We start from the raw sequence: 11,722 nt of genomic DNA, 5'->3' as shown, positions 1-11,722 counted from the left end.
GCAGGGCTATTGGCAAGCTGGCCGGGACGCGTCGTCCCGGCCAGTACCTGTTTAAACCGAGCAGTCGACCGGGTTGGACGAAAAAGTTTTAGGGGCCCGTTGAGGGGTCCATCAGCGGACGCTTCTCCACTGCAGCGCCGAGTGGGGACCCGGAACCTCAAAACAAGGCGGTCGGACAGGACTTATCGCGCATGTCATAATATGCGTATGAATGCAGATAAGTGTGGATTGTCCGTCGATAGCGGGTATGTAGAGCTGGCCGTCGAAGTCTTCTCCATGCTTGCGGACGCTACCAGGGTCCGGATTGTTCTGGCCCTGCGGGATGGCGAGATGTCCGTGAATGAGATTGCTGAGAAGGTGGGCAAGCCCCAGTCTGCTGTGTCCCAGCACCTGGCAAAGATGCGTTTGGCGAGGATGGTGTCCACGCGTCAGGAAGGGACACGCGTGTATTACCGGCTGGAGAACGAGCACGCCCGTCAGCTGGTCGCTGACGCTATCTTCCAGGCCGAACACAGTCTTGGAGGCACACCACCGCACCACCACCAGGCGACCGCGGATGGAGCAGCATGAACCGCCCCGAGAGTAGCCCCGGACAGCTGACTGAAGAAGCCGGCCGTAACGAGGCCCACGGCCGCCGACACGGACACCTTGACCATGCTCATGAACGCGACCACGACCACGACAAGCATGACCACGGGCATGGTGACCACCACGACCACAACCATGATCACGGGCATGAGCACCCGGGTGGGTTGAAGGGCTTGCTGCACGGATTGTTTGTCCCGCACAGTCATGACGCCGCTGACTCGGTGGACGAGGCCATGGAAAGCTCGGCCAAGGGCATTCGCGCCTTGAAGATCTCACTGGCAGTCTTGCTGGTCACTTCCCTGCTCCAGCTGGCTGTTTTCGTCATCAGCGGGTCAGTGGCCCTCCTTGCTGACACGATCCATAACTTCTCAGACGCTTTGACGGCCGTTCCGTTATGGGTGGCATTCATCCTGAGCCGACGGACGGCCACGAGGGCCTACAACTATGGATTCGGTCGCGCCGAAGACTTGGCAGGGCTTTTCATCATCGCCATGGTGGCGCTTTCAGCCATCGTCGCCGCCGTTGAATCCGTTGGCAGGATCTTCCAGCCGCAGCCGTTGAGCAACCTCGGCTGGGTCCTGGCCGCGGGTTTGATCGGATTTGCGGGGAACGAAATCGTGGCCGTGTACCGCATCAGGGTCGGCAAGGAGATCGGCTCCGCTGCGTTGGTGGCCGATGGTGTCCACGCCCGGACGGACGGCTTCACCTCCCTTGCCGTAGTCGCCGGGGTTATCGGGGTCTGGCTCGGCTTCCCCCTCGCGGACCCGATCATCGGTATTCTGATCTCGGCCGCTATTTTCGTTCTGTTGTGGGGGACAGCCCGGGACATCGGACGCAGGCTCCTTGACGGCGTGGACCCGGACCTGCTTGGACGCGTCGAAAGCGCCATTGCACCGGTAGCCCCGGCGGAGTCGACTGTGAAACTTCGCTGGAGCGGGCACCGACTGCACGTTGAGGTCACCTCCCCGGTGGATCCGCATTGGACTATGGCTGACCTAGGCAGTCTCAAGCACCGGGTAGAAGAAGCGGTTCGGACCAAGATCCGCAATATCGGCACGGTGACGGTCATTGTCAGCTGACCGCCATTTTCGGCAAATCGCTGCACTGCTACCTCGGACCAGGAGGCTGCCGCAAGCAAGGCCTGTACTTCTCCCGCACCATCCCACGGAAAGCGCTGCACTGCAGCCTGGACTTTCAGCCCCCGGACGGCAGGAATCCTGGCACCCAGGAGGAGATTACGCTCAGCGTCAGCCACGAACTGGCCCCAAAACTCGACGGAGCAACACTCGACTTCGGTCTCTACAACAAAATGGAACGCTTCGTCTGGCTGAGCCTACCGGCAGTGAAACAGCCGCAATGCACCTGCCTGCGCTCCACCGGTGTCCCTGCCGGCAAACACGCACCATGCCTCGATGACAAAGGCATCGGCCTGACTGACCTGTAGTAGAACGCCCTGAGTTTACATCCCAAGACATTGCCGTTCAGCCTGCTCGCAAGCCGGTCCTGCACCGGCCGCCGTCCAGACTCGTTCGGCTCGCGTCGGCACTCCTGCTTATCAAACAACCAGCCGCAGCGGCCGCTGCCCCAGCTGAACCGTGATCTCCTGTCCCCACGACGCCGTCAACCGGTCGTCCTCCATCCCGTCCCCGAACACCACCAACTGGTCGGATGCCACGGTGATCCGGAGGACCTCGCCGGCTTCCAGTACCCCTTCGGTGAGCGAAGCACCCGTAACCGGGGACGGCCACGCTTCCCGCACGAACCAGGCAAGCCGTGGATCAGTGGGCGCCGGCAAGGCACGTCCGCCGCGCTCCAAAGCGATTGATGCGCACCAGCCCGTGGCGCCCGTGCCGGTGGAGACAATAAGGCCCGACGACGACTGCCGCTCCGTCTGTCCTCCTGCTTGGGTGAAACTGGGTACAGAGAGGGTGTATTTCGCCGATTGATGCGAGGCGTGCCCGACGAAAACCTCGTTGAGCGCCGAAAGCTGCTGACCGTCGTCGAGCGTTGCTGTCACAGTGGTGAGGTCCTGGCAACGCAGCCGCTCAACGTTCCCGGTGCGCAGCAGCGCGGCGGCGGCCGCCGGTGTGTGGCGGACCAGGACGCCGGGGTTGGCGCCGGGTTCGGGATCGACGCCGATGACCGGCTGGCCATTCAGGTATTTGGCCACGTTCGCCACCAATCCGTCCTGCCCCACCACGGCGATGATGTCCTCGGCGGTCAGCAGAAAGCGGCTGAGGTCGGCGCGTTCCACTTCGGCTTGGCGCCAATCCGACGGTACGGAAGCCCTGATAGTTGCCAGGGCGTTGGCTAGACGGTCGTGCCGGTCCTGCACGTCCTGGATGCTGCGGCCCCGGGTGCTGAGGAAGAACTCGGCCTGGCCGCGGGTGGCGTGCCGGTCCAGCAGTTCCTGGAGCTCCGTCCTCCGGTGGACAATGACGATGCGCGGGGATGCCATGGTGGGTCCTTACTTGGTGATTTCGGAGGTGGCTGCGGGTTCCTTGAACAGCCCGGCGAGTGCTCCGCTGAGCAGGTCCGGGGTGATGGTGAGATTCCCGATGTTCGGGAGGCTGCCGGCGGCGTCCTTGAGCGCGAGGGCCAGCAGGGTGGCTTGTTCCATGCCGCGGTACACCTCCATTGTGGCGGATTCACGGGCCGCGGCAGCTTCGCCAACCAGGCGGATCTGGTTTGCTTCCGCAGCCGCGCCGATGCCCTTTCGCTCCGCTGATGCCTGGGCTTCGATGAGCCCTGCGGCGGCTTTTTCCTCGGCGGCACGGCGTGCGTTGGCGCCCTCTTGGGCCACGAGGTTCTCGCGGCGGACGGCCAGTTCGATCTGGCTGGCCATCTCGTTCTCGGAAATGGTGCGTTCACGTTCGACGGCGACCGCTCGCCTTTCGTAAACCGCCCGGTCCGCTTCGGCTTGGAGTTGTTCGCGCACCGGGGTCTGCAGGGCGCGCTCCACATCAGACTCGGGGCGAACGGCGAGGACCTGGACACCGAGGATCTCAATACCGGTGGACTGGAGACGTGCATCGGCCCGCAGTGCGTCGGTGAGCACCAGTCGGAGTTGGCTGACTCCGCGTTCCAGGGCTTCGGCGAGGGTAGTGGTGGCGATCTGGTCGATCGCGTGGCTCTGGCAAAGCTGGCCAATGATGGTGGACACCTGCTCGCGTCCGGTGGCCGGCGCCTTGCCTGCGGTCTGCAGTCCGAAGTCCAGGCGGGTGGAAACCGCCACGGGGTCGATGAAGCGGTAGGTCACGTTCGCCTGAACGCTCACGTCCTGGTGGTCGCGGGTGATGGCGTGGAAAAGAGTGGGGAGCTCCTGGTCGTCCACGGGAACCTCGCTGAGCACCGAGTTGGCGGGGCGGAAGAAGAACGCCTGGCCCACTCCTTGGTGCTTGACTGCACCCTTCTGCAGGTGCACGACGTAGCCGGTGGGGCTGCCGAGGAAGTGGCTGATCCAGGGGTAGCGCTTGATGGTGGCCATGATGTTCGCTCCTTCGTGTTGTTATCGTCAGTTTGACGATAACGTCACACTAAGACCATCCGCTCTTTATTGTCAACATGACGATAACTCACCTAGGATTGCCGTATGCCTGCATCCCATCCAGCGCCCGCCCGCTTTCCGGTGACCGTGGACGTCGTCGCCCTTACTGTGCGCGATGGCGTGCTGAACGCCCTGCTGATCACCCGACTCATCGAGCCGTTTCGTGGCAAACTGGCGCTTCCCGGTGGCTTCGTTCTGGCGGGGGAGGACTTGCTTGAAGCGGCGGGCCGGGAGCTCGCGGAGGAGACCGGCGTCGAGCGTCTGCCCGGGCACCTCGAGCAACTGGGCAGTTACGGCCCGAAAGGCCGCGACCCCCGCGGGGACGTCCTGACGGTCGCACATCTGCTGCTGGCGCCGGACTTTCCCGTATTGGCGGCAGGCAGCGACGCCGAGAAAGCGGCTTGGTACCCGGTTCGGGAAATCCAGGATGGCACGCTCGAGTTGGCGTTCGACCATGCGCAAATCCTCAACGACGCCCTGGAGCGGGCCAAGTCCAAGCTCGAATATTCACCCCTCGGGGCGGCATTCTGCGGTGAGGAGTTCACCATCGCCCAGCTTCGCGCCGTCTACGAGGCGGTGTGGGGCACGCGATTGGACCCGCGGAATTTTCACCGGAAGGCGACAGGGACGCCCGGATTCCTCGAGGAAACCGGCCGCATGACAACGGGCGACGCCGGTCGGCCCGCCGCGCTGTTCCGGCTCGCCCCCGAGGCGCGTCCGACGGCAGGTCAGCCCACCCGGGCGGTTCTCAATCCGCCGCTGATGCGCCCGCGGGAATCATGATGACAAGCCCGTTCTGGCATCAAGGTCGCACTGGTGGCACGACTTCCGGAGCTTATTCGTGAGCCAAAGAAGCTATGTTCTTATACTCATTCCCGCGTGTCGCGCGATAGACCCTGAGGCCGCTTCGAGCCTCTCGGAAACGCCTTATATAAACTGCTAAAGAAGCTATATGCTTATGTGTATGTCAGGTCAAATTGTGGCTCTTATTGTGGACATCGTGAACTCCCGCAAGCTCGTAGATCGTGTGGGAGCGCAACGGACCGTCCGGTCGGTTTTCGAAGACGCAAGCAAGGAACATCCGGCTCTCCGGCCATTGTGGCCGACTGTCGGGGATGAGTTTCAGGCCGTGTTCGAGACGCTGGGTGACGCGCTCCTTACGACAGCCTTGGTTCGTCTGGCCCTTCCTGAGGACGTCGACTGCAGGTTTGGGTTGGGCCGCGGAGAGACAGCCGATGTCGATTCATCATCTCCGGTAGCCATCCAGGACGGATCGGCTTGGTGGAACGCGCGGGAGGCGATTGACGAGACCCATCGCAGGGAGCATAAGAACGAGCCATACCTGCGTTCGTGGTTTGTTTCAAGCGACCATAAGGAATCAGGGACCGTGGCTGTGGTCAACGGTTTTATATTGCTCCGGGACTCGCTGATCAGTTCGATGCGACCGCGCGACCGGAGGTTAACTCTGGGCGCACTTTCGGGCTCCCCACAATTGGACTTGGCGCAGCGCGAAGGAATCAGTCAGTCTGCTGTCTCGCAGAGTCTTCGTCGCTCGGGAGGAGCCGCGCTTGTCGCAGCTCAGCAGGAACTGACGAAAGGAGCCATCGAATGATCGGCTCCACACTTCTCCTGATGGTCGGCCTTGTAGACCTTGCAGATGGCTGCCGTCGCGAAGTTTCTCTTGCACTTCAACTATTGGTCCTCCTGGGGGTACCGGCGCTCGCCTTCTGGGGCTTGGGGTTGAACCCTTTAGCTGCTGGGGTATGTGCGGTGGCCGTTTTGGCTTGGATCTTGGTTACTACATCGCAGTCCCCAAAACCGTCGTGGAAACTCCTCCTTCACCCTCGTGAGCCTGCTCCACGGCTGTGGCCGGCCATCGTACTCTTCGTGCTGGTCTTTGGGATCAGCGCATACGACCGCAGTTTCGACGTTGCAGGCGGCTTCCTCGTTGACATCTACTCACTGACTGATCGGCGGTTTGCGACGTCGTTCCCTCTTGAAACCATCATGGCCGCCACCGCGGTTGGTATCTTCCTCACCAAAAGCGCCAACAACATCACCGCTTCAGCTCTTAACTGGGCCAAAAAGGAAGACACCAAAGCGGAGCTGGAACAAGCCGTCAGTGCGAAAGCGGTCGGTCCGAAACCCGAGAATAAGTGGGAGTTGTTCGTCAGCAGCAAAAAAGTCGCCAGCCTTCGCGCAGGAGACAAGCCGGTGTCGGGTCCGGCCCTGAAGGGCGGCAGGCTCATCGGCCCTATCGAAAGACTCCTCATCGTCGTCCTGGCTTTCGCCGGGGCTTGGCAGGTCATCGCGGGATTGGCGGCTGCGAAGGGAGTCATTCGTTTCCCGGAAATTTCGGAAGACCGCGCCTCGGGCTCCAAAGCGGAGGAGTTCTTGGTAGGCAGCCTCGCAAGCTGGACAATGGCGGCAATCGCGATCCTCTATCTGGTACTGGTTCGCGGCCATTAATACGAGTGGTCCGTAGGGCTGCAGAGGATCTCAAGCGGAAGCCAAAGACGCTCAAACCCGGGCCGGCTCGGCTGCGGCCATTGCACGGTTGAGCTGGGCCAGTACGTCCTCTGGCGTACCGTTCGCATCAACCACCACGAAGTCGTCGAACTCCGGGAGGGATCGGTAGGCCGCCCGGAAAGCCACCAGGTCTGCGAGGGATTCCTTGTCGGTGCCGCGCGCCAGGACCCGCTCGTGGGCTAGCTGCGGATCGACGTCGAAGTGGATCATGAGGTCCGGAACGGGAAGCTTCCCCAGCAGCCACGGAATCAAACGGCCGCGACCCAATCCGTTGGCCTGGCGCAACGCGAGTTGGCAGTGGACGTGGCGGTCCATCACCACCAGCCCGTCGCACTTTTCAGCACGCGCGTGATGCACCAGCACATTGAAGAGTCGAATTCCGGTCTCAACGACATCGACAAACCGCGGATGCAGATGCCAGCCGAATCTCGCGGAAAGAAGCGATAAGTGCCTCCGGCCGGCGTGGTTGCTGAGCAGCAGGGCGTTCCGTCCCTCGGCGCGGGCCGAATCGACCAAGGCGCGGGCCGCCGTCGTCTTTCCTGAACCGTCAATTCCCGTCAGAACAATGAGCATGTGGCCTCCCCTCGTTTCCTTTCCAACGAAACGAGGGGAGGGATTGTCCCGCGATGCGGCGCAGATCACCCCATGGGCCGCCACTGGAACCGGGGTTGCTTGCGGTTCAGAAAAGCGCTGATGCCGATCTCCATGTCCGGGCTGGCAGGCATCGCAGCCCAGGCATCGGCCCATTCCTGGTCCACCACCGGTTCACCCGCTGACCCCTCACAATCCACCAGCCGCTTCATCGCGTGCATGGAGAAACGGGATCGGCTGCGCAGCGTGTTGATCAGTGCTGCGCACTTCTCTTCAAAGGACTCAGAGGGAACGACGTCGGCCACCAGGCCAAGCGCTTTGGCTTCAGTGGCGCTGAACGTCTGTCCCGTGAGGAGGATGTACTTTGCGTTGGCGTGGCCCACCAAACGGACAAGCCGTTCCAAGCCGGGACGGGGATAGATGATGCCGATCTTCGCCGGGGTCAGCCCAATAACGGCGCGTTCGTTGGCGATGACGAAGTCGCACGCTGCTGCAATCTGCCAGCCACCACCCATGCACGCGCCGTCCACCAAGGCCACCGTCGGCTTCGCCACGGAAGCAATGGCGGAATCGGCCAGGCTGAGATGGTCCACCGTGGAACCATCGGGTTGTGGGTCGGTCAGGACGGAGGAGAGCTCGCTGATGGACGCGCCAGCGCAAAACGTGTCCCCGGCGCCGCGCAACACGATTACTGAAACATCAGGATCGGCGTCCAAGCGAGGCATGATTTCCTGGAACTCCAGGCACATGGCTTTAGTCAGGGCGTTGCGCTGGGCAAGGTTGGAGATCTCCACTGTCGCCACACCGCCGGCAACTGAAACGGAAAGGCGGCCGGTGCGCACCTCGGAGGCGATGCTCATGAGCGTGCTCCCGCGTCCGCGGAAGTCCGGAATGCCGGCCCGCACACAACGCGACCCTCGCGCTCAAGCCGGGACACGTCGTCGTGCGTCATTCCACGTTCCAACAGAACCTCCGCTGTGTGCTCGCCAAGAAGCGGCGGCGGCGTATGGATTTCGCTCGCCTCGCCGTCCAGGCTCAGCGGCCCGCGCAGGAGGGGGAGTTCGGAACCGTCCCGTCGCTGGCGGCGCTGAATGAGCTTCAACGCGGCCACTTGCTCAGTAGCCAGCGCCTGCGTGTAGTTGAAGATGGGCCCGCAAGGGATACCGGCTTGGCTGATCAGCGGAACCCACTCGGAAGCGGGCCTGGTGGCAAGCGAGGACTCAATGAGTTCTGTCAGCTGATCGCGGTTGGCCGAACGATCCGCTCCGGTGGCGAACCGGGGATCCTCCAGCGCGGAGGGAACGCCGATCAGCGTGCAGAACGCCCGCCATTGCTTGTCGCTTCCCACGGCGATGTTGATGGATTCCGTGGAGGTGGCAAACGTGCCGTAAGGCGCGATGACGGGGTGGTTGTTGCCTTGCGGGGTGGCTGCTTCACCAAGGCTAAGGGCTTTCTGGCCCTGGAATGCGGACAGATTCAGCGCGGTTTCAAGCAAGGAAGTAGACACCCGGCCGGGCCGTTCGCCGTTCCGGGCGCCGAGCAGCGCGGAGACGATGCCGAACGCACAAACCATTCCGGATGTGATGTCCACGATCGGAAGACCCACACGATATGTTTCCCCGGGTCCAGGCCCTGTGACGGACATCAGGCCCGACATTCCCTGGATGACCTGGTCCAGTCCGGCGTCGTCCTTGAGGGGCCCGGTGTTCCCGAACCCGCTGACGGAACCCAACACGAGGTCCGGGTTGACTTCCTCGAGTCGCGCGGCTGTGAAGCCCATTTTGTCCAGCGTGCCGGGTTTGAAGTTTTCCACCAGGACATCGGCATCGGCGATCAAGCCGGCGAGGATCTCGCGACCCTCGGCAGAATAGAAGTCCAGGCACACGGAAGCCTTGTTGCGGTTGACGGAGTCGAAGTAGAGGCTGTGGCCGTCCTGGAATGGCGGCCATTGCCGGGCGGTGTCACCGCCGTTGACGCTTTCCACCTTGATGATCCTGGCGCCCATGTCAGCCAGGAGTGCCGTGCAATAGGGCCCGGCGAGAGCCCGGCTGAGGTCGATCACGGTGATCCCGCGGAGTGGTTTGAGCATGGTTTGTGTACCTAACGTTGGAGCGGATTCAGAGGCTGGAGGGCAACACCAGGGCACCCACCAGAAGGAGCGGGCCGACCACTACCATGGACAGGCCCCACCGGGTGAGGAGGGTGGTGATGCGGGGACGTTCGTCGGCGTCGACTGTGGCTACGAACGTGGCGCCGACAGTGGAGAACGGTGAAACGTCCACTATGGATGAACACACGCCCAGCGCCGCGATGACCGCCCACCCGGCGATGTCACCGGAGGCCACCAGTGGCAAGGCAAGCGGCACAAGGGCCGCGAGCATGCCGGTGGTGGAAGCGAACGCGGACACGAGGCCGCCGATCGCGCAGATCACCAGCGCGGCCAGGAGCGGGGTTCCGACGGCGCCGGCTGCTTCGCCGAGCAGGGTGACCGCTCCCATGGTCTGAAGCACTCCGACGAACGTGATGATCCCGCCCACCAGCAGGACCGTGGACCAGTCGATCTTGGCCACGGCCGACTTGCCGGACTGCGGATCGCACAAGGTGAGGACCGAGGCGAAAGCGAAGCACAGAACGCCGATGTCCGGGCTGGCGCCGAGCGCGGACATCAGGATGACGGTGATGACCAAACCCGCCATGCAGAGCACAGTGATGACCTGGTTGCGGTTGAGTTGAGGGACCGATGCCGGTGCCTCCGCGGGTGGGCCGTCCAGGACTTGGACGGTTTGTTGTGCCGCTTGCTTGCCCCTCGCGATGTTGCCGTCGCGCTCAAACGGGTGCGACGGCGTCGGGCGTTCTTTGCTGAATCGTGGCACAACTGTGCCAAAACCCTCTGCGGCACGGGTGTTGAGCAGTTTGAAGCCGCCGAAGAGGACGTAAGCGGCAGCAACGAGGGCCAGGTTGGTGCCCAGTGCCACGCTGAAGAGAACCAGTGGGTCGAGGTCGATTCCCGCTGCCCGCGCCGTGCCGTAGGTGACGATGCCGAACAAGCTGGTGGGCGCGAATCCTCCAGCACTGAGGCCCGAGCCGATGGCGATCCCCATGAGCATGCGGTCGATGCCGTACCGCTTGGCCAGCGGCATCCCAATGGGCGCCATGACCAGTCCGGCCAGGGGCGAACCCATGGCAGAGATTCCAATGGTCAGCGCGAAGAAGGCCAAGGGCAGGAAGAATGCCCTGTCGCCCACTTTGGCGATGGCCCGCTCAATGATCACGTCGATGGTCCCGTTCGCTTGGGCGATCGCGAAGAAATAGGTGACGCCTACCAGGAGGACCAGGATTCCGATGGGGAATCCCGCTACTACCTTGTCGATGGTCATCCCCGCCATCCACACGCCGACGCCTGCTGCCGCTGCGAACATGAGCACTCCGATGTGCACTTTGCGCAGGGTAGCCATGACGAACACGCCCACAAAGATGGCGAGAGCCGCGATTTGTAATTCCATAGCCCGTTCTCCAATCAAACTTCTTCGGTTCACTGGATGAACCAACGGTTCATTTTGGGAAGTCGCCTGTAATGTAGAGGACAGGGAAAAGGCCGTCAAGCGGGAGAGTGGATGAGTACGCAGAGTGTGGTCACGGCAATCCGGGTGCTTGAAGCGGTCTCCGACAACCAGCCGGCGGGTTTGTCCGAACTCAGCCGGGAAGTGGATGTTCCCAAGGCCACGGTTCTCCGGGTCCTGAGGACACTGGGGGAGCTGGGCTGGGTTTCGCAGTCCGAAGCCCAGGCCGGCAAATGGGTGCTGACGAATCACGCGTTCGCTGTTGCCAGCCGTGGAAGCAGTGGATCTGTTATCCGCGACGCCGCCATGGGCCCACTCAACGCGCTGCAGCTGGACACCACCGAAACAGTCCACCTGGCGGTGCCGGACCGCGGCTATATGCTCATCATCGAGCGCCTGGACACGCCGCACGTACTCCGGGCTTTCCTGCCGCTGGGCTCGCGTTTGCCCATGCACGCTTCCTCGACCGGCATGGCGTACCTGTCAGCCGCCGATGAAGCTTTCGTCGACGAATACCTGGCCGGTCCGCTTGAAGCACTGACACCGCAAACCGTCGTGGACCCGGCCAAGCTCCGGGCGATGATCGGAGACACGCGGGCCCGCGGATATTCCATCAACGAGCAGGGGCTCAGCACTGGCATCACCTCGATCGGTGTTCCGCTTCTGGGGCCCGGCGGCGTGGCGGCGGGATCGATCTCCATTTCGGGGCCCTCAAGCAGGATTGTTCCCACCAAGTACCAGGAGTACGGCGAGGCTGCAGCAGGAACCGCCCGGGAGATCAGTCGTGCTCTGGGAGCTTCTTCATCAAAAGGTTACTAAGTTTCCTGACCAACTACTGCGCTGGAAGTCATTGCACGCCTATCATGATGCTGTGAACGTGCTTCTGCCGGGCAATTGTTCGTTTGAA

12 protein-coding genes are annotated in these 11,722 nt (G+C 62.7%); 6 read left to right on the top strand and 6 right to left on the bottom strand.

Annotated elements, in window-relative coordinates; all coding sequences use genetic code 11:
- The first annotated feature begins 207 nt into the window (after window positions 1-207).
- Complete coding sequence (locus LRQ04_RS03140) at window positions 208-570, top strand: metalloregulator ArsR/SmtB family transcription factor (protein ID WP_235517621.1); 363 nt, start codon at window positions 208-210, stop codon at window positions 568-570.
- A complete protein-coding gene (locus LRQ04_RS03135) occupies window positions 567-1,667 on the top strand; it encodes a cation diffusion facilitator family transporter (RefSeq protein ID WP_235517619.1) in 1,101 nt (366 codons plus the stop codon). Before LRQ04_RS03140 ends, LRQ04_RS03135 begins: the two co-directional genes overlap by 4 nt.
- Window positions 1,668-2,143: 476 nt before the next feature.
- On the opposite strand, the gene LRQ04_RS03130 is transcribed toward LRQ04_RS03135, so the two are convergent.
- Together LRQ04_RS03130 and LRQ04_RS03125 are read right to left on the bottom strand one after the other, a co-directional pair.
- Entirely contained in the window at window positions 2,144-3,046 is a 903-nt protein-coding gene (locus tag LRQ04_RS03130) for a hypothetical protein (protein WP_235517617.1), read from the bottom strand.
- A gap of 9 nt (window positions 3,047-3,055) precedes the next feature.
- The gene (locus LRQ04_RS03125; RefSeq protein ID WP_235517616.1) at window positions 3,056-4,075 is read right to left on the bottom strand and encodes an SPFH domain-containing protein; all 1,020 of its coding nucleotides are present in this window, start codon (window positions 4,073-4,075) and stop codon (window positions 3,056-3,058) included.
- Window positions 4,076-4,180: 105 nt separating this feature from the next.
- Here LRQ04_RS03125 and LRQ04_RS03120 point away from each other — a divergent pair, with 105 nt between their 5' ends.
- The 3 genes from LRQ04_RS03120 to LRQ04_RS03110 all read left to right on the top strand — a co-directional run bounded on the left by LRQ04_RS03120 (window position 4,181) and on the right by LRQ04_RS03110 (window position 6,604).
- The gene (locus LRQ04_RS03120; RefSeq protein ID WP_235517615.1) at window positions 4,181-4,918 is read left to right on the top strand and encodes an NUDIX domain-containing protein; all 738 of its coding nucleotides are present in this window, start codon (window positions 4,181-4,183) and stop codon (window positions 4,916-4,918) included.
- Window positions 4,919-5,099: 181 nt separating this feature from the next.
- Window positions 5,100-5,747: a SatD family protein gene (locus LRQ04_RS03115; protein ID WP_235517614.1), complete on the top strand. Its 648-nt coding sequence runs from the start codon at window positions 5,100-5,102 to the stop codon at window positions 5,745-5,747.
- Window positions 5,744-6,604, top strand: a complete 861-nt coding sequence (locus LRQ04_RS03110) for a hypothetical protein (protein ID WP_235517613.1) — start codon at window positions 5,744-5,746, stop codon at window positions 6,602-6,604. The genes LRQ04_RS03115 and LRQ04_RS03110 overlap by 4 nt, the downstream gene beginning before the upstream one ends.
- 51 nt (window positions 6,605-6,655) lie before the next feature.
- Here LRQ04_RS03110 and LRQ04_RS03105 read toward each other — a convergent pair whose 3' ends face one another.
- From LRQ04_RS03105 to LRQ04_RS03090, 4 genes are all read right to left on the bottom strand, one after another.
- Window positions 6,656-7,237 carry a dTMP kinase gene (locus LRQ04_RS03105; RefSeq protein WP_235517612.1) on the bottom strand — a complete coding sequence of 194 codons (582 nt, stop codon included), beginning with the start codon at window positions 7,235-7,237 and terminating at the stop codon, window positions 6,656-6,658.
- A 65-nt stretch (window positions 7,238-7,302) separates the two neighbouring features.
- The gene (locus tag LRQ04_RS03100; protein ID WP_235517611.1) at window positions 7,303-8,115 is read right to left on the bottom strand and encodes an enoyl-CoA hydratase/isomerase family protein; all 813 of its coding nucleotides are present in this window, start codon (window positions 8,113-8,115) and stop codon (window positions 7,303-7,305) included.
- On the bottom strand, window positions 8,112-9,344 hold the full coding sequence (locus LRQ04_RS03095) for a CaiB/BaiF CoA-transferase family protein (RefSeq protein ID WP_235517610.1): 1,233 nt from the start codon (window positions 9,342-9,344) through the stop codon (window positions 8,112-8,114). Before LRQ04_RS03095 ends, LRQ04_RS03100 begins: the two co-directional genes overlap by 4 nt.
- A gap of 28 nt (window positions 9,345-9,372) precedes the next feature.
- Window positions 9,373-10,758, bottom strand: coding sequence for an SLC13 family permease (locus LRQ04_RS03090; protein WP_235517608.1), 1,386 nt, complete (start codon window positions 10,756-10,758; stop codon window positions 9,373-9,375).
- A gap of 111 nt (window positions 10,759-10,869) precedes the next feature.
- Here LRQ04_RS03090 and LRQ04_RS03085 point away from each other — a divergent pair, with 111 nt between their 5' ends.
- Window positions 10,870-11,634, top strand: coding sequence for an IclR family transcriptional regulator (locus LRQ04_RS03085; RefSeq protein ID WP_235517605.1), 765 nt, complete (start codon window positions 10,870-10,872; stop codon window positions 11,632-11,634).
- The last annotated feature ends 88 nt before the right edge of the window (window positions 11,635-11,722 follow it).

This window comes from Paenarthrobacter sp. AR 02 (assembly GCF_021538675.1).
Classification (GTDB): domain Bacteria; phylum Actinomycetota; class Actinomycetes; order Actinomycetales; family Micrococcaceae; genus Arthrobacter.
The sequence above is the reverse complement of the archived record's forward strand: the minus strand, read 5'-3'. Positions and strand labels throughout refer to the sequence as shown.